25 protein-coding genes are annotated in these 20,422 nt (G+C 30.2%); 23 read left to right on the top strand and 2 right to left on the bottom strand.

Annotation, left to right across the window (positions count from 1 at the left end):
- The first annotated feature begins 3 nt into the window (after nt 1–3).
- From mreC to msrB, 9 genes are all read left to right on the top strand, one after another.
- Nucleotides 4–849, top strand: a complete 846-nt coding sequence (gene mreC, locus ACTTBO_RS07255; protein ID WP_440657052.1) for a rod shape-determining protein MreC — start codon at nt 4–6, stop codon at nt 847–849.
- Nucleotides 849–1,367: a rod shape-determining protein MreD gene (gene mreD, locus ACTTBO_RS07250; protein WP_440657051.1), complete on the top strand. Its 519-nt coding sequence runs from the start codon at nt 849–851 to the stop codon at nt 1,365–1,367. The genes mreC and mreD overlap by 1 nt, the downstream gene beginning before the upstream one ends.
- Nucleotides 1,360–3,264, top strand: a complete 1,905-nt coding sequence (mrdA, locus tag ACTTBO_RS07245) for a penicillin-binding protein 2 (protein ID WP_440657050.1) — start codon at nt 1,360–1,362, stop codon at nt 3,262–3,264. The genes mreD and mrdA overlap by 8 nt, the downstream gene beginning before the upstream one ends.
- Nucleotides 3,264–4,388 carry a rod shape-determining protein RodA gene (gene rodA / locus ACTTBO_RS07240; RefSeq protein WP_440657049.1) on the top strand — a complete coding sequence of 375 codons (1,125 nt, stop codon included), beginning with the start codon at nt 3,264–3,266 and terminating at the stop codon, nt 4,386–4,388. The genes mrdA and rodA overlap by 1 nt, the downstream gene beginning before the upstream one ends.
- Nucleotides 4,389–4,456: 68 nt before the next feature.
- Entirely contained in the window at nt 4,457–5,698 is a 1,242-nt protein-coding gene (locus tag ACTTBO_RS07235) for an NAD(P)/FAD-dependent oxidoreductase (protein WP_440657048.1), read from the top strand.
- A complete protein-coding gene (locus tag ACTTBO_RS07230; RefSeq protein ID WP_440657047.1) occupies nt 5,699–6,595 on the top strand; it encodes a DMT family transporter in 897 nt (298 codons plus the stop codon).
- Nucleotides 6,588–7,538: a D-2-hydroxyacid dehydrogenase family protein gene (locus ACTTBO_RS07225; protein WP_440618103.1), complete on the top strand. Its 951-nt coding sequence runs from the start codon at nt 6,588–6,590 to the stop codon at nt 7,536–7,538. The genes ACTTBO_RS07230 and ACTTBO_RS07225 overlap by 8 nt, the downstream gene beginning before the upstream one ends.
- A 2-nt stretch (nt 7,539–7,540) precedes the next feature.
- Nucleotides 7,541–8,434, top strand: coding sequence for a histone deacetylase family protein (locus ACTTBO_RS07220; protein WP_440657046.1), 894 nt, complete (start codon nt 7,541–7,543; stop codon nt 8,432–8,434).
- Entirely contained in the window at nt 8,435–8,809 is a 375-nt protein-coding gene (msrB, locus tag ACTTBO_RS07215; RefSeq protein ID WP_440657045.1) for a peptide-methionine (R)-S-oxide reductase MsrB, read from the top strand.
- 8 nt (nt 8,810–8,817) lie between these two features.
- Here msrB and grxC read toward each other — a convergent pair whose 3' ends face one another.
- Nucleotides 8,818–9,075, bottom strand: a complete 258-nt coding sequence (gene grxC / locus ACTTBO_RS07210; RefSeq protein WP_440653768.1) for a glutaredoxin 3 — start codon at nt 9,073–9,075, stop codon at nt 8,818–8,820.
- A gap of 3 nt (nt 9,076–9,078) precedes the next feature.
- Nucleotides 9,079–9,375, bottom strand: a complete 297-nt coding sequence (locus ACTTBO_RS07205) for a TIGR03643 family protein (protein ID WP_440657044.1) — start codon at nt 9,373–9,375, stop codon at nt 9,079–9,081.
- Nucleotides 9,376–9,499: 124 nt separating this feature from the next.
- On the opposite strand from ACTTBO_RS07205, the gene ACTTBO_RS07200 reads away from it, so the two are divergent.
- The 14 genes from ACTTBO_RS07200 to ACTTBO_RS07135 all read left to right on the top strand — a co-directional run bounded on the left by ACTTBO_RS07200 (nt 9,500) and on the right by ACTTBO_RS07135 (nt 20,414).
- A complete protein-coding gene (locus ACTTBO_RS07200) occupies nt 9,500–10,114 on the top strand; it encodes a LysE family translocator (protein ID WP_440634279.1) in 615 nt (204 codons plus the stop codon).
- 84 nt (nt 10,115–10,198) lie between these two features.
- Nucleotides 10,199–11,437, top strand: a complete 1,239-nt coding sequence (locus ACTTBO_RS07195) for an amino acid ABC transporter substrate-binding protein (RefSeq protein WP_440657043.1) — start codon at nt 10,199–10,201, stop codon at nt 11,435–11,437.
- A 64-nt stretch (nt 11,438–11,501) separates the two neighbouring features.
- Nucleotides 11,502–12,395, top strand: a complete 894-nt coding sequence (locus ACTTBO_RS07190; protein ID WP_440657042.1) for a branched-chain amino acid ABC transporter permease — start codon at nt 11,502–11,504, stop codon at nt 12,393–12,395.
- Nucleotides 12,392–12,574 (top strand): hypothetical protein, encoded by a 183-nt coding sequence (locus ACTTBO_RS07185; RefSeq protein WP_262590330.1) that lies wholly within the window; start codon nt 12,392–12,394, stop codon nt 12,572–12,574. The genes ACTTBO_RS07190 and ACTTBO_RS07185 overlap by 4 nt, the downstream gene beginning before the upstream one ends.
- Nucleotides 12,561–13,613, top strand: a complete 1,053-nt coding sequence (locus tag ACTTBO_RS07180) for a branched-chain amino acid ABC transporter permease (protein WP_440657041.1) — start codon at nt 12,561–12,563, stop codon at nt 13,611–13,613. Before ACTTBO_RS07185 ends, ACTTBO_RS07180 begins: the two co-directional genes overlap by 14 nt.
- Entirely contained in the window at nt 13,610–14,350 is a 741-nt protein-coding gene (locus tag ACTTBO_RS07175; protein ID WP_440657040.1) for an ABC transporter ATP-binding protein, read from the top strand. The genes ACTTBO_RS07180 and ACTTBO_RS07175 overlap by 4 nt, the downstream gene beginning before the upstream one ends.
- The gene (locus ACTTBO_RS07170) at nt 14,350–15,135 is read left to right on the top strand and encodes an ABC transporter ATP-binding protein (protein ID WP_440657039.1); all 786 of its coding nucleotides are present in this window, start codon (nt 14,350–14,352) and stop codon (nt 15,133–15,135) included. The genes ACTTBO_RS07175 and ACTTBO_RS07170 overlap by 1 nt, the downstream gene beginning before the upstream one ends.
- Nucleotides 15,135–15,839 carry an AzlC family ABC transporter permease gene (locus ACTTBO_RS07165; RefSeq protein ID WP_440657038.1) on the top strand — a complete coding sequence of 235 codons (705 nt, stop codon included), beginning with the start codon at nt 15,135–15,137 and terminating at the stop codon, nt 15,837–15,839. The genes ACTTBO_RS07170 and ACTTBO_RS07165 overlap by 1 nt, the downstream gene beginning before the upstream one ends.
- On the top strand, nt 15,829–16,152 hold the full coding sequence (locus ACTTBO_RS07160; RefSeq protein WP_440657037.1) for an AzlD domain-containing protein: 324 nt from the start codon (nt 15,829–15,831) through the stop codon (nt 16,150–16,152). Before ACTTBO_RS07165 ends, ACTTBO_RS07160 begins: the two co-directional genes overlap by 11 nt.
- Nucleotides 16,153–16,192: 40 nt before the next feature.
- On the top strand, nt 16,193–17,104 hold the full coding sequence (gene glaH / locus ACTTBO_RS07155) for a glutarate dioxygenase GlaH (protein WP_440657036.1): 912 nt from the start codon (nt 16,193–16,195) through the stop codon (nt 17,102–17,104).
- A 34-nt stretch (nt 17,105–17,138) separates the two neighbouring features.
- The gene (locus tag ACTTBO_RS07150; RefSeq protein ID WP_440657035.1) at nt 17,139–17,906 is read left to right on the top strand and encodes a pyrroline-5-carboxylate reductase; all 768 of its coding nucleotides are present in this window, start codon (nt 17,139–17,141) and stop codon (nt 17,904–17,906) included.
- Entirely contained in the window at nt 17,907–18,695 is a 789-nt protein-coding gene (locus ACTTBO_RS07145) for an ABC transporter ATP-binding protein (protein WP_262590336.1), read from the top strand.
- Nucleotides 18,695–19,402 (top strand): ABC transporter ATP-binding protein, encoded by a 708-nt coding sequence (locus tag ACTTBO_RS07140; protein ID WP_262590337.1) that lies wholly within the window; start codon nt 18,695–18,697, stop codon nt 19,400–19,402. The genes ACTTBO_RS07145 and ACTTBO_RS07140 overlap by 1 nt, the downstream gene beginning before the upstream one ends.
- A gap of 1 nt (nt 19,403) precedes the next feature.
- Nucleotides 19,404–20,414 (top strand): branched-chain amino acid ABC transporter permease, encoded by a 1,011-nt coding sequence (locus ACTTBO_RS07135; protein WP_440657034.1) that lies wholly within the window; start codon nt 19,404–19,406, stop codon nt 20,412–20,414.
- Nucleotides 20,415–20,422 lie beyond the last annotated feature (8 nt).

Below are 20,422 nucleotides of genomic sequence, written 5' to 3'. Positions count from 1 at the left end.
AAGATGGTAAAAGGCAGAGACGACTTTGTTATTGCCTTAAGATCAGTTTTTTTAAAAAAGAAAGATCAACAAAAGTTTTCACTTATAACCTTAATTATATTATCTGTTGTTATAATAATTTTAAGTAATTTTAATTTTAAACCAATTCAACTTGTTAAATTAGGAATTAACGAAGTAATATATAGATCTTCTTACATTGTATCAGTTCCAGAAAATAAAATTAAAGAGTTAATATCTGAATTTAAATCACACCTTGATTTTTATAAAAATCACCAAAGCCGATTAATTAAAATAGAAAATACAGATGAGATAAAAGTATTAAATAATATTTTAAGTGCTGAAAATAAAAAACTTAGAGAGTTGATTGATGAAAGCATAAATTCAGAAGATATATTTGCAAGAGTTTTAATTGATAGAGAAAGCCCTTATTTAAAATCAATAGTCTTGAATAGAGGTACTAAAGACAATGTAAAAATGGGAATGGCAGTAATGGATCGAAACTATCTTGTGGGTCAGATTATTGAGGTAAATTACTCAAATTCTAGAGCTCTACTGTTGTCAGATTTAAATAGTAAAATACCAGTAGTAATTCAACCTCCATTTCTACAAGCTGTGGCTTCTGGAACTGGTAAGGATCATGGAATAATTGAATATACCAAAGATGAGTATAAAGAAAATCAGATAGAAAATGATGCTATTGTGTATACCTCTGGTCTTGGTGGAATTTTTAAACCAGGTATTCCAGTTGGTAAAATAACAAACAATTTAGAGCAATTAAGTTTTTATTCTGATTTTGGACAATTAAGTTTTGTAAAGATTGTAGAATTTAAAATAGGTGAGGAGAAATAATGGCTTCATTAAATAAAAGTACATTTCTTAGGTCACTCCTCTCATATTTGCCAATTATTCTTTTGTTTTTTTCAGTGTTTAATGAATTTGATTTTAATTATTTAAAATTAGATTATTTTTCATTTAACTTTATTTTCATTTTAATTTTTTTTTGGACTTTAAGAAATCCAGACCAGCTAGGATACTTTGCAATTTTTTTAGCAGGAATTATTAATGATGTAGTAATTGGTATTCCAATTGGAATAAGCAGTTTTTGTTACTTATTAATCTGTACTATTACGTCGTATATAAGACAAATTACATTAAGCCCTAAATTTATAAACGATTGGCTTTCATTTATTATTGCTGTTTTGCTTATAAATTCAATTCAAGTAATAATTTTGGATTTAATATTTTTATATCAAGTAGATTATATGAGCTACTTGATAAACTCTGGTTTTACTTTTTTATTTTATCCATTATTTTTCATTTTATTTAACATTTTAAACAGCAAAATTTTACTTAAAAAGAATGATTAAAGGAAATTCAGGAATTAGAAAAACAGACGTAATTAATAGACGGATGTTCATTATTGGTGCTGCAAAAATAATAATTTTTACAGGAATTGTAGCTAGACTTTTTTCTCTACAAGTTAATGAAAATAAAAAATATCTTACTCTTTCAGATAAAAATAGAATTAGAGAGTGGAAGTTACCACCTGTGAGAGGTGATATTGTAGATTATTTTGGTAATGTGATAGCTGGAAATTTAAAAGTATACCAACTTCATATTATTCCTGAACAAGTTGAAAACTTTAATTATTTGTTAACACGTTTAAAAACCCTACTCAATTTAAGTGATAAAAAAATAGAAAAAATTTTAAAATTAAAAAATAAATTAAAACCTTGGGAAAGTATTATTGTTTCTGAAAATTTATCCTGGAGTGATTTTTTAAAAATAAATAATTATTTATATGATTTAGTTGGTGTTAAACCAGTTATGACTATTTCAAGAAATTATCCTTTTAGTGAAACTTATACACATATTTTAGGATATGTCAGTCAACCTAATGAAGAAGAAATTCTTGCTAATGAAACAGTTCAAGAAAGGTTTGTTCCAGGAATGAAAATTGGAAAATTAGGTTTAGAAAAAACTTTAGAGAACTACTTAATTGGTACAAACGCAATTCAAAGATATGAAGTAAACGCTTATGGCAAAAGAATTAATCAACTTGAACATCAAAAAGGAAAACAAGGTTTAAGAGTAAGATTAACCGTTGATACTGAGGTTCAAAAAGCTTGTGGTAAACTTTTAAATGATCGTGCTGGATCTATAAGTGTAATGGATATTTATACGGGCGATATCATCGCAATGTACTCTTCTCCTTCTTATGACCCAAACAAATTTTTATTTGGTATTAGCAATGATGATTGGGCATTAATTAGAAATAATCCATTAAAACCACTAGTAAATAAGACACTTGCAGGACTTTATTCTCCAGGATCTACAATAAAACCAATTGTAGCTTTATCTGCCTTAGAAAATAAAATTGTTAGTCCAAGTTTTAAAGTTAAATGCACTGGTAAGATGGAGCTCTATGGACAGACTTTTCACTGTTGGAAAGAAAAAGGTCATGGATTTGTAAGTTTAAAAAATGCAATGAAACAATCATGTGATACCTATTTTTATGAAGTTGCAAGATTACTAGGGGTAGATCGACTAAATGTTACAGCTGAAAAATTTGGTCTAGGTAAAAAAGTATTAGGAGATTATTTTGATTTTGAGAAATCAGGTTTATTTCCAAACACTAAATGGAAAAAAAATAATCTTGGAAAAGGCTGGGTTCTTGGTGAAACATTAATAACTGGAATAGGTCAAGGTTATACTCAAGCAACTCCACTTCAATTATGCCTTATGACAGCCCAGATTGCTAATGGAGGCTATTCAATAAAACCAAGAATAATTGTTGATAATAATCCTATGCCACTTGAAGAAATAAAAAGAAAATTAAAAGAAGAAACTTTGCATACTCAAGAAAAAAAATTATTTAATGATCCTAGAAATATAAAAATTGTTCAAGAAGCAATGTTTAGTTCAACTAATGAATTATACGGAACTTCCTATAAATCTAGAATAGATGATCCAAAATACCAATTTGCAGGCAAAACTGGAACCGCACAGGTCAAGAGAATTAGCATGCGAGAAAGAGAACTTGATTTGAAAATTGAACAAATCCCTTACAAAGATAGAGATCATGCATTATTTGTTGCCTATGGTCCGTATATTAATCCTAGATATGCATTAAGTATTATAGTTGAGCATGGTGGTTCAGGAAGCAGAACTGCAGCGCCAATAGCAAAAGAATTGTTCAAATTAATTATAGATAGAAACGATTTAAGAAATAAACAAAAAAATTTTGAGGAAATAAAAATTTAATGTTTCAACACGATAGATTTAATAATGAACTTACTTTTTGGCAAAAAGTTAAAGAGTTAGATTATGTTTTGTTGATAAGTATATTTTTACTATCAATATTGAGTTTATTTGTGATGTATTCAACAGATGGTGGTGAAATTCTTTTTCATACAAAAAGTCATTTTAGCAAAATTATAATTTTTTTTCCTATAATGATTTTCATTGCTTTTTTTAACATCAAATGGTGGCATAATTTATCATACTTGTTTTATGTTGTTGTAATTCTTTTATTAATTTATGTTTCTTTTTTTGGAATAAAGTCTTCAGGTTCAAGAAGATGGATGGATTTATATTTATTTAATTTACAGCCTTCAGAGTTAATGAAGATAGCAATTATTCTTTGCTTAGCAAAATATTATCACAGAGTTAAAATTGAAAATGTAAACTCAGTTACAAGTATTATGACAGTTATAACTATTATTTTAATACCAATTATTATGGTGCTCTCACAACCAGATTTAGGAACTTCAATTCTCATTGCATCAAGTGGATTAATTGTTTTATGGCTGGGAGGCGTTAAGATAAAATATTTTATTTATTCTTTTATAGTTTTTTTAATATCATTACCTTTTGTAATTTCTTTCTTAAAGCCTTATCAAAAATTGAGAATATTGACTTTTTTAGACCCTGATAGAGATCCATTGGGCGCTGGTTATCAAATAATTCAGTCAAAAATAGCAATAGGTTCTGGTGGCTTAGAGGGCAAAGGTTTTTTAAAAGGCACACAAAGTTATTTGGATTTTTTACCTGAAAAACATACTGATTTTATATTCACTTTATTTTCTGAAGAGTTTGGATTTATAGGATCAGTAGGATTGTTGGTTTTGTATTCAATTATTATTATTAGAATTTTGAGAATAGGTGCCATCTCAAGAAGCAATTTTTCAAGATTGTTTTGCTTTGGATTTGCTTTTGCAATATTTATTTATATTGTTGTAAATCTTTCAATGGTCTTAGGTTTATTGCCAATTGTTGGTTCCCCGTTACCAATAATGTCCTATGGAGGTTCCTCTATGTTAGCAACTATGATCGGGTTCGGTATTGTTCTTAGTGCTAAGATAAATCATAAACAGATGATTGCTTAAATCATATAATTTAATTAAGCATAATTTGTCACTATGAAAATTTAATTTTTTAATTGTATAACATTCTCATGAACAAGAACATTAAGGTTGGTATAGTTGGCGCAGGTATCCAAGGTGTATCAAATGCATTGTTCCTTCAAAAAAAGGGATTTAATGTAACAATATTTGATAGAGACAATCCAGGAAGCCAAGCAGCATCATATGGAAATGCAGGACATTTCTCGCCTTATGCTTCTCTTTCTTTAAATAGAACTGATGTCTTAGCAGATGTTCCAGCTATGTTGTTAAGTTCAACTGGCCCTCTAGCTTTAAAATGGAATTATGTTCCAAAAATGATTCCATGGTTCATGAAATTTATCATGAACACCTCAAAAACTAAGATGATGCATACTGCAAAAAATATGCATCAAATTTTAGATTTAGCTTTACCAGCTTATGATGAATTATTTGATGAAATAGATCTTGAAGGATTAGTGGAAAACAAAGGAATACTTTATATCTGGAATGATCAAGATTTAAAAAGTAGGGAATTAGAAATTAGAGTTAGAGATGAATTGGGAGTAAAGCAGCAACTAGTTAATAAAGCTGAAATTCATGATTTAGAACCCCATATTAAACCTTTCTATCATGCTGGAGTTTACTATCCTTATGCAAGACATGCTCGAAATCCAAAAAGAATTCTTTTAAAATTATTTGATCTATTTTTACAAAAAGGTGGAAAGTTTAACAAAGTAAATATTAAAGATATAAAATTTGATGATGAAAAACCTATTTTTAAAACTGAAACACAAAGTTATATTTTTGATAAAGCAGTAATTGCTTGTGGCGCTTTTTCTAAAAAATTGACTGATAATTTAGATGAACAAATTCCTCTAGATACTGAAAGAGGATATCATGTTCATTTTAAAAACTGTGATCATTTATTAAGCCGACCAGTAATATTTTCAAACCGTGGTTTTGGTATTACACCAATGGAACAAGGATTAAGAGTAGTTGGTACAGTTGAATTTGGTGGATTGGAAAATCCTTTGTCAAAATCTAGAGTTAAAAATTTAATTAATAATGCAAAATATATGCTTGGTGATTTACCTGAGCATGAGGATGAGTGGTTAGGATTTAGACCAACTTTACCAGACTTTTTACCTGTCATGGGGCCATCAAAAAATTATAAAAATGTTTATTATTGTTTTGGACATCATCATTTAGGATGGACTTTAGGTCCAATTTCTGGAAAGATTGTTTCAGGAATGATAGCGAACGAAAATACAAACTTAGATTTAAAACCTTATAGTTCGTTAAGATTTAGCTAAGTGGGTCAGAACACCAAAGCATATTTAATGTTGGTTTGTGCAACATTATTTTGGGCAGGCAATTTTACAATTGCAAAATTTGCATACTTGCAAAACATACCACCAAATACTCTTTCATTTTTAAGATGGTGTCTTGTATGGATAATTTTATTTCCCTTTACCTATCAGGAGATATTTAAATTAAAGTATAAAATTAAAGAAAATTTATCTTTATTTTTTATCCTTGGTTTTACCAGTGTTTGTATATTTACTTCATTTACTTATAATGCTTTAAACCATACCCAAGTAATCAATGCATCTCTTTTTAATACTGCAATACCAGTTACAATAATTTTAGTTTGTTTTTTGTTAAAAATTGAAAAAACAAATATTTTTCAATTATCAGGCCTGTTTATTTCTGTATTAGGTATTTTAGCTATTATCACAAGATTGGATCTTAATATTTTGCTTTCTTTAAATTTTAATAAAGGAGATTTATTTATGATAGGTGCGATAATTGCATGGGGAGTTTATTCAGCATATTTAAGAAAAAGAAATTTTGATGTTTCTCTACTTGCCCTTGTGCAAATCATATGCACTTTTGGCTTAATATTTCTTTTGCCTCTATTTTTTATTGATATAATTCAAGATAAAGTTGTAGAGATAAATAGTAACTTTTTTTATATTTTATTTTATATTGCTTTGTTTCCAAGTATTGGCTCTTACTATTGTTGGGCAGGTGCTGTTGCGATTATTGGAGCTAATCGGGCAGGAATTTTTTTATCATTAATTCCTTTATTCAGTACAATTTTTGCAATCATACTTTTTAATGAAAAATTTTTATTTTTTCATTTAATTGGGTCTATTTTAATTATATTAGGTCTATTTTTATCAAACAAAAAAATTAAAAATGCTTAAAGTAGCTATATTAGATGATTACCAAAATGTTGCTCAACAATTTGTTGATTTAGAAAAATTATCTGGAAAATATGAATTTAAAATTTTCAGTGAGCCTTTTGTAGACGAGGCGGACGCTATTGAACAATTAGCTGATTTTGAGGCTCTTTTGATAATGAGGGAAAGAACACCAATTACAAAAAATCTTATTGATAATTTAAGTGATTTAAAATTTGTTATCACGAGTGGATTAAGAAACAGATCTATAGACCTAGAAGCTGCTAAAAAAAGAAAAATTATAGTTTGTGGAACAGATATTAATATCAATCCAACACCAGAATTAACTTGGGCATTAATTCTTGGCTTAGCTAGAAATTTTAAAGAAGAGTTTGATAATATGTATCAAGGATACTGGCAAACTACTATTGGTGTTGAGTTAAAAGGAAAAATATTAGGATTAATTGGATTAGGAAGAGTAGGAAGTGAAGTTGCAAAAATTGGAAAAGCTTTTGGAATGCAAGTTATGGCTTGGAGTGAAAATTTAAGTTTAGATAAATGCAAAGAGCTAGATGTCTTACCATGTAGTAAAGATGATTTAATTAAGAACTCAGATGTTTTATCCATTCATGTGCAAGGTGGAGAGAGATACAAAGATTGCATAACATTAAAAGAGTTAGACAATATGAAGAAGACAGCTTTTTTAATTAATACCTCAAGAGGTCCAATAGTTAATGAAGATGATTTGATTATAGCATTATCAACTAATGTAATTGCTGGAGCTGGAATCGATGTTTATGAAAAAGAACCTCTGCCTGAAAATAATAAATTAAGATTTTTACCTAACGCTTTGTTAACTCCGCATATAGGATATGTAACAGCAGAAAATTACAGTATTTTTTACAATCAAATGATCGAGGGATTAGAGGCTTGTGTTAATGGAAAGCCAATCAGAGTTTTAGAGTAACCATGGAGTTACCAGTTGTAAATCACGAAGATTATTTTGCAAAAATTGGAGATAATCATAAATTTCCAATAAATAAATTTAGTGAACTTGCAAATTATTTAATTAAAAAAAATGTAGTCAAAAAGTTTCATAAACCTTATCCATGCTCATCTGAAACATTAAAATTTGCTCATTCTGAAAAATATATAAGAGACATCACAAATAAAACTTTAGACATAGATGGTGTTAAAAAAATAGGTTTTCCTTTGGTAGACAGTGTTGTTAAGAGATCTTTGGTTGGAACAGGGGGGACTGTGTTGGCATCAAAACTTGCTATAAATTATGGAATTTCTTGTAATACGGCTGGAGGGAGCCACCACGCTAATTACAATGGTGGTGCCGGTTACTGTGTATTTAATGATGTAGCAGTTGCAGCTCATTATTTGCTAAACAGGGGCCTAGCAAATAAAATTTTAATTGTAGATCTTGATGTTCATCAAGGAAATGGAAATTCAGATATTTTTAAAGAAAATAGAAATGTTTTTACGTTTAGTATGCATTCAAAAACTAATTATCCTGCAAAAAAATCTATTAGTGATTTAGACGTAGAACTAGAAGATAACACAGAGGATGATACTTACATCAAAACGTTAAAGCACTATTTAACAGAGTTAAATCAAGAAAATTTTGATTTTGTTTTTTATATTGCAGGAGTAGATATTCATTTTAATGATCGATTAGGTAAATTAAAAATTTCCGATCAAGGTGTAAAATTAAGAGATGAGCTTGTAATAGAAAATTTTTATTCAAAAAGAATACCTTTTTGTGGAGTTTTAGGAGGAGGATACAATAAAGATTTTGAAAAATTAGTAGAATTGCACTCTATACTGCATCAAACTTGTGCTAAATATATTTAAATGACAAAAAAAATTAATCCAAACCTGACAGCAGAACAAAAATTAATTTTGTTTGAGGAAGGCACAGAACTTGCTGGATCAAGTGAACTTAATCATGAAAAAAGAGAAGGAAGTTTTCATTGCGCAAATTGTGGTGAGAAATTATTTGATTCAAATTCTAAATATGAAAGTGGATCTGGTTGGCCATCCTTTTATGAATCTTTGCCAGATGTATTTGAAACAAAAACAGATTATCATTTAGGTTATGGAAGAACAGAATATCATTGTAAAAAATGTGGTGGTCACCATGGGCATATATTCGATGATGGTCCAGAACCAACAGGGAAAAGATATTGTAATAATGGTGTCTGTTTAGTTTTTAAACCAAAAGTTTAAAAATAATTTTAATTTTTTAACAAATCTTGAAGTTTATTTTCTTTTTCTAGAGCTCTTACTTCGTCATAGCCACCTATATGCTGCTCATCAAAAAAAATTTGTGGAATTGTTCTTTTTCCATTTGCTTTTTTTATCATTTCATCCATTGCGCCTTCAACTTTTGAAATGTCAATTTCGGTATATGGAGCGTTGTTTCTTGTTAATAATCTTTTCGCAGCTTCGCAATAGTTACATAGTGGACCTGTATACATAGTAATTTTTTTCATGACCTATAAATAGTCACCTTTTTTAATTTTACTAGTGATTTCTTTTCTAGAATATTCAAATTTTTTCCTATGCTTAATGCTTTTTTGATTTACTCTTTTTCTCCATAATCTAAATGAAGAAGGTTTTAGAGATCTTCTCATAATTTTAATTACATCAGATTCTCGCTTACCTGTTTTTTTTTCAATTTCCTCAAAAGTAATCCGGTCTGCCCAAGCTGCCCAAATTACCCAGTCTGGGTCGTCAATGTTGGGTTCAGGATTTTTAACTTTGGTAACCGGGGTGAACCCTTTTTTTTTCATAAACCCTTTATATTTGAAAAAAAAATTTAATGCATTTTTTTTACCCTCTGATATTATTACCTAGATAGTCCTTCTTAGCCATCTTTAGCTCCCGGTTTTTAAGGACTATCTTCTCTTTAAAAATATGCTTCCTTTAGAATTTATACTCTACTTACAAATCATCATTTTTTTGTTCATTACCCCTGGTACTCCAAGAATAGTTATAATTTCTTATTCAATGAATTATGGTGTAGGGAAATGTGTTTGGTCAGCACTTGGTGATGTTACTGCAAATTTAATTCAAGCGACTTTGGTAATTTTTGTAATAGGTTCTTTTTTTTCAGAAAATTCATTAATTCTTAATATTTTCAAATGGATTGGAGTTCTTTACATTTTGTATCTTGCTTATGATATTTATAAGTCTCGCCCAAAAAACTTAAAAGATAAGGAAGAAATTACAAAAAGTAATTTATCTTTTTTTAGAGATGGGTTTTTAGTTGCAGGAACTAGCCCTAAGGCATGGATGTTTTTTCCTTTTATATTTCCACAATTTATTGATTTTAGTTCTAATCTTTTAAGTCAATTTATAATTTTAATTACAACTTACATTGTATTAGATTTTTTATCCTTGATTGGTTATGCAATACTTGCACAAAAATTGATTAAATGGATTACAGCAAATCCTAAAACAATTAATACAATTTCAGCGAGTGTTTTAGTTATTATCGCTGGAATTATTGTTATTACACAGCAATATTAAACCTAAACTAAGTCTTTATTGCTACTTGCATTTTATGCAATTTATTTATTTAATTAATCATTAATTAATTAAAGGGGAAATAAAATGAAGTTAAATAAAATAATTTTAAGTTTTGTTTCTGCATTAGTAATTTTATTTTCAACTTCTGTTGCATCTTTTGCAAAGGTAGTTGGTGACAAAATTATTTTAGGTGCTGCGATTTCCTTAACTGGTAAGTACTCATCAAATGGTGTTCATACTCAAAATGGTTATAACATGGCCGTTGACAGAATTAACAGCATGGGTGGTGTAAAAGTTGGTGGAAAAACTTACATGTTTGACATTATCTACTATGATGATGAGTCAAACCCTAAGAGAGCTGCACAGCTTGCAGAAAGATTAATTTCACAAGACGGTGTTGAGTTTATGCTTGGCCCATACAGTTCAGGTTTGACAAAAGCGATTGCACCTGTAACTGAAAAATATGGTGTTCCAATGGTTGAGGCAAATGGTGCATCTAGATCTTTGTTTACTAAAGGTTACAAATATCTATTTGCAGTACTAGCTCCAGCAAACTTATATCTTGATGTAGCAATTGAAACAGCAGTTGAGTTAAATGGTGGAAAACCAGTTAGAATTGCCCAAGCTTTTGAACAAGATGCTTTTTCACAGGACGTTAGATTAGGTATTTTAGATGCAGCAAAAAGAACTGGATCTGAAATTATCATTGATGACAAATTACCAAAAGAGCTAAATGATATGGCTGCAACTTTGGTTAAAGTTAAACAAATGAAACCAGATGTTCTAGTTGTATCAGGTCACACTAAAGGAGCATTGACTGCAGTTAGACAGATTTCTGAAATGAAAGTTGATGTTCCAATGTTAGCTATGACACATTGTGATGCTGCGAAGTTATCAGATCAACATGGTGCTAATTCTCAATACGCATTATGTGCTTCTCAATGGCACAAGTCTCTAACATATAAAGATGACTTCTTTAAAGATGGAATGACTTATGCTGCAGACTTTGAAAAGGAATTTGGTTATGATCCGCCATATCAAGCCGCAGAATCATCTGCTGCTTTATTGGTTTTCAAAGATGCATTTGAACGAGCAGGATCTTTTGATAAAAAGAAAGTTAGAGATGCACTCGCGGCAACTAATATGCAAACTTTTTATGGAAACATAAAATTTGCAGAGGGTGGTCAGAATGTAGATAAACCTATGGTACTTTTCCAAGTTATTTGTGATGACTCTGGAAAATGTGAAAACAAAGTTGTTGCTCCTTTAAAATGGGCTTCAGCTAAATTGGTTCACCCAATGCCAAAGTGGTCTGAAAGATAATAATTAAAAATTGAGCCCCCTAGTAATAGGGGGCTTTTTTTTATATAAACCAAAAAAAGAATTTATGGATTTTCTTGTATTTCAATACCCAATGATAACTGTTCAAGCTTGCTTGGATGGTATTCTTTTAGGAGTATTGTTCGCGTTAATTGCTTATGGAATGGCACTTCAGTGGGGTGTTATGAATATAATTAATATTGCTCAAGGAGATCTTGTTATTTTAGGAGGATACATTGCATACTTTATGTATCTTTACGGTATTCATCCAGCATGGGGAGTAATTGTTGCTCCAATCATAATGTATTTCGTAGGTATTGCGATCTATAAACTGGTTATAAATAAAGTAGTTGATAGAGACTTATTCATCTCAATTTTAGCTACCTTTGGAATAAGTATTTTATTCATGCAATTAATGAACTTTGCATTTGGTGCAGATGTTGTACTTGCAAACTCAGATTATGGTACAACAATGTTGTTTGATAATAATGTTGTTCTTCCTAATTCAAAAATATTTTCAGCATTTATCAGTATTTTATTTGCAGTTTGCTTAGTAATTTATATGAAAAAATCTAAACTTGGACGGGCAATTAGAGCAACCGCTCAAAATGCACGTGCTGCAAAAATTTTAGGTGTAGACACTGAAAAAGTATACGCAGCAACTTTTGGAATTAATGCTGCTTTATGTGGTGTAGCTGGAGCTTTAATCTCTATAACATTCACTATTCACCCCTATATGGGTTTACCTTATACGATTAGATCTTTTATGATTGTAATTGTTGCTGGTTTAGGAAATTTACCAGGTGTTGCTATGTCAGGAATGGGATTAGGAGTTTTTGAGGAATTTGCAGATTATATTTTAGGAACAGAATTTAGAATTGGATCAGTATTTTTATTACTAGTTTTAATTTTAGTTTATCGAAGATTTAAACTTTCAAGAAAAAGAGAGTACTTAAAATGAGGAAAGTTAAAATTAATGATAATCAAGGTCAATCAGTTGAGGTTGATATAGATAAATTTAAAAAACACTTAGATGAATATCATTCATCAGGCTCAAGTGTACATGATGAAGATGGTCATTATTTTACAGTTGATCAAAATTTCAGAGAAAAAATTAATAGTCTATATGAACAAAAATAATTTAATACTTTATATAGGAATTTTAATATTTGGTTTAGCAGCACCATTTATATTTCCAGCATTTAAAGTACAATTATCAATTCTTTGCATTCTAATTGTTCTTGCAACTACTTGGAATATTCAAGGAGGAGAAATGGGCTACAATACATTTGGAAATATTTTGTTTTATGGACTGGGTATGTATTTGTGTGCTTCAGTTCAGGTTGGAATGTTTTTTCCATTAGCAGAATGGACAGAAAGTGGTGGTGAAAAAACATTTGTACATACTCCTACTCAATTTTTCCAAGGTATGGCGATGGGACTTGTTGTTGCTGCAGTAGTTCCAACTATTGTTGCTGGTTTAATTGGTTATGCAATTTTAGGATTGAGAGGTCACTACTTTGCTATTTGCACTCTAGGATTAGGAGTAGCTGCTGGTGAAATTTCTGGAGGAATTGAAATTATTGGAGCAGGGCAAGGTTTTACCACTCCACCTTTTCCTAATGTAGGAGGCTTAGAAGCTAGAGGAGAGTTCTTCTATTTTTTAAGTTTCTTAGTTTTGATACTTACATTCGTTACAGTCAAAGCAATTTACTCTACTAGATTTAAGTTAATCCTTAATGCAATCAGAGATAATGAAGACAAGGCTGAAGCTATGGGAATTGCAACAATGAAATATAAAATTATCGGTTGGATGATTTCTGCATTTTTCTGTGGTCTTGCAGGAGGAATAATGGGTGGACTAGTTGGATATATTGATTCTACAGATGTTGCTTTTGACGGAAGAGAAATGGGAGTGTTCATGGTTTTGATGGCAATATTAGGTGGTAAAGGAACTCTTTGGGGACCAGTTATTGGTGCAACAATATTCCATATTTTTAAAGAAGGATTTTGGACGTTCTTCCTAGGCTGGCAGTATGTAGCCTTGGGAGTTTTAATTGTGGTGATTGTGATTTATTTCCCTGAAGGATTAATGGGTTGGTTGAGAGAAAAATATCCTCACAGATTTGGAGAAGTAGTTGATGAAGCTGATCGAAAGGCTCAGGTAGAGATAAAATGAGTATTTTAGAAGTTAGTAACGTTAGTAAATCTTTTGGGGGAGTAAAAGCTAATGTTGATATCTCAATGTCAGTTGAAAAAGGTAAAATTGTAGGATTGATCGGCCCTAATGGATCAGGAAAAACCACTTTGTTCAATTCTATTGTAGGCACTTATCCAATTGACCAAGGTTCAATTAAATTTAATGGAAAAGAAGTTTCTGAGCTTCCTGTTCCCGTAATAGCAAAGCTAGGATTGTTAAGAACATTTCAACAAACAAGAATTTATGGAAAACTAAACTGCATTGATAATATGCTTATTAGCCATAAAGGAAGTGATGAAAGTTTATTAAAACTGTTTTCTAAAATACCTCAAGAGCTCACAGAAAAAGCAGAAAATTTATTAAATTTCGTAGGTTTATATCAAAAGAGAAAACTAAGAGCAGGAGATTTATCATTTGGACAACAAAAACTTTTAGAGCTTGCTATGGCATTAATGAATGAACCAGAAATGTTATTATTAGACGAACCTACAGCTGGTATAAACCCAACATTAATTAATGGAATTATAGATAGATTAATAAAAGTAAATCAAGATTTTGGAATTACGCTTCTAGTTATAGAACATAATATGAGAGTAATCATGCAATTAGCTGAAAATATATTTTGTTTGGCACATGGTAAAATGTTGGCGAATGGCTCACCAGATGAAATTAAAAATGACAAAAGAGTTGTCGACGCATATTTAGGAGCTCAATAATGTCTAATCAATACGAAGTTTTAGGAAAAGCTCCAACGCCAGAAGATTTAAAAAAATTATCTCCAGATGAAATACATTTAACGATAAAAAAATTAAATGCCGGATATGGTAAAATGGAAATTTTACATAATTTTGATCTATTTGTGAATAAAGCACAATCATTATGTTTGATTGGACCAAATGGAGCTGGTAAATCTACAATTCTTCATTCAATTTATGGATTTACAAACATTTTCTCTGGTCAAATTGAAATAGAAGGCAAGGAAATTACAAATCTTACACCAGCTGAAAAATTAAAATCAGTTGGAATTGCATATATTTTACAAGATAACTCAGTATTCCCAGATATGACAGTTGAAGAAAATTTATTAATGGGTGGATATATTAAAGATAAAACCGAAGAGTCTTTTGAGGAAGCTGAAAAAATTTTAGAAAAATATGAAAGATTAAGAAATAGAAGAAATCAACCTGCTAAAGTTTTATCTGGCGGCGAAAGAAGATTGTTAGAAATTTCTAGAGCATTAGTTATGAAACCATCAGTGTTGTTGGTTGACGAACCATCAATTGGCTTAGAACCAAGATATATCGATATGGTTTTTGAGATACTTAAAGATCTTCAACAAAATGAAAAGAAAACTATAATCTTAGTAGAACAAAATGCCAAAAAAGGTTTAGAATTTGCAGACATTGGATATGTATTGGTATCTGGACAAACTGCAATTGCTGGCAAAGGGGACGAGTTATTGCAAAACCCTGATGTTGGTAGACTATTCCTTGGTGGCTAATGATAAATAAAGATTTCTTTTTTAAAGGATATAAATCAATATTAGCACCTGACAGTCCGGCAATAGCATTAGGTTGTTGCTTTATTGCTATAGGAGCTCTTTTAAAAAATCTTGGATTTAATATTCAAGAAAGCGTTTTTTCTACAATGCTGACTTACGCTTTGCCAGGATCTCTCGTTATGGCAGAGTCTTTGTTGGTTGGTGCTTCTTTATTAAATATTTTTTTAGCAGTTTGGTTTGTTAATGCTCGTTTATATCCAATGGCTGTTTCTTTGTTTCCATTAATGATGCATAAAGATCAACCAAAATGGAAATATTATTTTTCATGCCATTTCATAGCTGTATCGGCTTGGTTGATTATGAAGAGTAATTACAAGACTATTCCAGAAAAATATAGAATTGATTACTGGATAGGCATTGGAAGCGCCACTTGGAGTGTTGCTGTAATTGGTACTTTAATAGGTTTCTATTTTTCAGAATATTTAAACAAGGAAATGATGATGGGTTTAGCTATTTTAAATCCTGTTTATTTTTTATGCATGATGGTAGGAGCTTCAAAGACAAGACAAGTCGCTTTATCAGTTTTACTTGGAATTATTTTAGGACCTGTTTTTTATTTTTTTTCACCTGAATGGTCTATTCTATTAGGTGGAGTAGTTGGTGGTACTATCGCTTATTTAATAGGAGAAAAGAATGTCAACTAGTATCGTTTTAGCAATTTTGGTGACGTCCCTTGCAACTTTTTTATCAAGATTTCTTGGGGCAGTAAGCTCAGAGGGTATAAAAGAAACTTCCAAGATATTTAAATGGTTCAACTGTTTAGCTTATGCAACTTTGGCAGCTCTAATTGCAAGAACAATTGTTTTTCCGGTTGGTGTAATGGATGACTCAAGCTACTTAGTAAGATTTGTTGTTGTTGTACTATCCTTAACTGTTTTTTTTATTTCTAAAAAAAATTATGTTTATCCCACAATTTTCTCTGCCATAAGTATGGCAATACTAGTTAATTATTTCTAAATAAAATTGATTTATTAAAAAACTTAACTTAAGGTTTCTTATGGAAAAAATACCTGGTTTAGAAATTCAAGAACATGATAAATCAAAAAGAATTTTGAATATTAAAATTACTGATGAGATTATTAAGAAATTAGTTTTTCCATTTAATAAATACGATTTAACAGCTTTAGAACTAAAGCCTTTTACAAGGTTTACAATAGCAAAAAGTTTAGACGATTTAACAGAAAATAAACTTAGTAAACTAATGAACTCAATAATTAGAGATCGTTCAACTGGTTGTTTTATAATTGGGCCAAAAAATATTTCACCAAAAATTAATGATAAATTTTTAGTAAAATTATCAACTGCTATTGCCTATTTAATTGGAAATCCCAATCATGATTCAATGGCAGGAAAATACTATGCTCGTTTCCATGTAAAACACGAAGATGCAAGCGACTCTTATTTAAGAAAAGCTTACCGTAATATGGATCTTCATACAGATGGAACTTATGTTAAAGAAATTACTGATTGGTTAATTATGACAAAGTTAGAAGAAGAAAATGTAGAGGGTGGAGAGACTGCGATGTTGCATTTAGATGATTGGGAACATTGTAAAGAACTATCAAATGATCCTGTGGGCAAACAAGATTTTCTTTGGAGCTCACCTAAGAGTAAAAATGTAGATTATAAAGTTGAGCATCCAGTTTTTTCTTCAGATGATAAAGGAAGACCACATATTTCATATATTGACCAATTTCCTGAACCAAAAAACATGGAACAAGGCAATTTTTTACAGAGATTATCTGATGCTCTGGAAGGAAGTGAAAATAAAATAATTACAAAGTTACCGGTTGGTTGCTCTATAATTGCAAATAATTATTTTTGGCTTCATGGAAGAAAACCTTTCAAAGAAAATAAAGAATTAAGCAGAGAATTGTTGAGAATTAGAGGATCTTTTTTTGTTAATTAATTCAATATAATCAATATAAAGTAACCAAAATATTATGATTTTAGGTTTTATTGGTACGGGTAAGATTGCATCTTCAGTAATAACTGGAATATGTAAATCCAGTCTTAAATATAAAAAAATAATAATTTCTCCAAGGAATAAACAGATTGCCAAAAGTTTAAAAAAAAAGTTCAAAAAAATAATTATTGCTAAAGATAATCAACAAATTGTTGATCAATCTAATTGGGTATTTTTATCTATTACACCTACGGTTGGGGAGAAGATAATTAAAGATTTAAAATTTAAGTCTAATCAAACAATTGTTAGCTTTATATCTACAATTACTCTATCACAGTTAAAAAAAGCCATTAAAGTAAAAGCAAAAATAGTAAGAGCAATTCCTTTGCCACCAATATCATTAAAGAAAGGACCAGTTCCAATATGTCCTCCGAATTCAAAAGTGAAAGCTTTTTTTAATCATTTAGGAACTACTGTAGAAATCAAAAATGAAAAATCTTCAATAAATTTTTGGTCTACTTCTGGAATGATGGCACCTTTTTATGAAATGCAAAGAGTAATGTCTGATTGGTTAATTAAAAAAGGGATAAAAAGAAATAATGCACAAAAATATATAACTTCTTTGTTTTTAGCTTTGTCAGAAGATGCTGTTATACATTCTAAAGAAAACTTAAGAGAGTTAGTTAAAGAATCGCAAACACCTAAGGGATTAAACGAGCAGGGTGTCAATGAATTGACAAAAGCTGGTTTTTATAAATCATTAGAGAAAATTTTAGATAGTATTTACAAAAGATTAGATAAATAAATGTCTGAAAATATTTTAGAGATAAATAATTTATCAAAGTATTTTGGAGGACTTGCTGCAGTTTCTGATTGTTCTATTAAAGTTAAAAGAGGAACTATAACAGGTATAATTGGTCCAAATGGATCTGGTAAAACAACTTTATTTAATTTAATTGCTGGAAATTTAAAATCTTCAGGTGGGAGTGTAACCTTTGATGAAGAAAATATCACAGATGTTCCATCTTATGAGCTATTCTCAAAAGGATTGCTTAGAACTTTTCAAATAGCACATGAGTTTTCAAATTTGTCTGTTCTAGAAAACTTAATGATGGTTCCAGGAAATCAATCAGGTGAAAAGCTAATGACAGCATTATTTAAGCCAGGGTTAGTTGCAAAAGAGGAAGCAGAAGTTAAAGAAAAAGCAAAAGAAGTAGTTGAATTTTTAAATTTAGGACATCTGTCAAATGAGCTTGCAGGTAATCTTTCTGGAGGACAAAAAAAATTGTTAGAACTTGGAAGAACCATGATGGTTGATGCAAAATTAGTGTTATTGGATGAAGTGGGAGCAGGAGTAAATAGAACTTTGTTAAAAGATCTCGGCACTGCAATCGAAAAGCTAAATAAAGAAAAAGGTTATACTTTTTGTATGATTGAGCATGATATGGATTTTATAGGAAGATTATGTGATCCTGTAATTGTTATGGCTGAAGGCTCAGTTTTATTTGAGGGTTCTGTTGAGGAAGCTAAAAAAGATGAAAAGGTAATAGAAAGCTATCTTGGCAGAGGATCAAAATTAAAGGATGAAGTTTAATGGCATATTTTGAAGGAATAGAGATGACTGGTGGATATGGAAATGGACCAGATATAATTAATTCTTGTTCTGTCGAAGTAAACAAAGGAGAAATTGTTTCTATCCTAGGACCTAATGGTGCTGGAAAATCTACAGCTATGAAAGCAATGTTAGGCTTATTAAATTTAAAATCTGGTTCGGTTAAAATTGATGGTAAAGATATTTCAAAACTTTCTCCACAAGATCGAGTTAAACAAGGAATTTCATTTGTTCCTCAAACCAAAAATGTTTTTGCGGGAATGACCGTTGAGGAAAATTTAGAAATGGGCGCCTTTTTAGTAAACTCTGAGATAAAAAATATTATTGAGGAAATTTACGAACTATTTCCGATCCTTAGAGAAAAAAGAAACCAAATGGTAGGTGAATTATCTGGTGGTCAAAGACAACAAGTTGCACTTGGAAGAGCGTTAATGATTAAACCCACAGTACTAATGTTAGATGAACCAACTGCAGGGGTATCACCAATTGTTATGGATGAATTGTTTGATCATATCGTTAAAGTAAAAAGAACTAATGTTGCTATTTTAATGGTAGAACAAAATGCTAAACAAGCATTAAATATTTCTGATCGAGGCTATGTATTAGTTACTGGAGAAAATCGTTATTCAGGAACAGGTAAAGAATTATTGAACGATCCAAGAGTAAGAAGCTCTTTCTTAGGAGGATAGTATGGATTTTATTAATGCAATAATTCTTTTACTAAATTATATTTTTATTCCAGGACTTACTTACGGTTCTCAATTAGCTTTGGGTGCAATTTTTGTTACTTTAATCTATGGAATTCTGAGATTTGCTAATTTTGCAACTGGAGACATGATGTCATTTGGAACCATGATGACAATTTTATTCACTTGGTATTTTCAATCTTTAGGTATTTCTCTTGGAGTTCTGCCTACAGCTTTAATTGCACTTCCATTTGGTATTTTTTTTATGATTTTATACATGCTTACAATCGATAAATTTGTTTTTAAGTATTACAGAACTCAAAAAAGTCCTCCAGTTCAATTTGCTATGGTTAGTATTGGTGTGATGTTTGTGACCCAAGCAGTTGTTAGAATTATAATAGGTCCAGGAGATAGAAGGTTTTTTGATGGAGAAAAATTCATTATCAAGGCTAGAGAATTTAAAGAAATGACAGGTTTAAACGAAGGACTTGCCCTTAAATCTACTCAGGTCATTACTATTTTTGTTACAATAGTTTTAGTCTCTTTATTGTTCTGGTTTTTAAATAAAACTAAAACAGGAAAAAGCATGAAAGCTTACTCTGATAATGAAGATCTTGCTTTGCTTTCAGGAATAGATCCTAAGAAAATAGTATTGGTAACCTGGGTAATTGCAGGAATTTTAGCTACTATTGGAGGAGCTTTGTATGGTTTAGATAAAAGTTTTAAACCTTTCACTTACTTTAATAATATGCTTCCTATTTTTGCTGCAGCAATTGTTGGAGGAATTGGAAATCCTTTTGGTGCATTTTTGGGTGGCTATGTGATTGCTTTTTCAGAAATTTTATTAACATATGCGTATAAGAAATTTTTTATGTACATATTACCTGAAAGTATGGAACCAGAAAGCCTAATTCAATTACTTTCGACCGATTACAAATTTGCAGTTTCATTTTCAATCTTGGTGATTGTATTACTTTATAGACCATCAGGGATATTCAAAGGGAAAGTATTGTGAGAAAAAAT

The sequence above is a fragment of the Candidatus Pelagibacter sp. HIMB1509 genome (genome assembly GCF_052047855.1).
Classification (GTDB): domain Bacteria; phylum Pseudomonadota; class Alphaproteobacteria; order Pelagibacterales; family Pelagibacteraceae; genus Pelagibacter.
The sequence above is the reverse complement of the archived record's forward strand: the minus strand, read 5'-3'. Positions and strand labels throughout refer to the sequence as shown.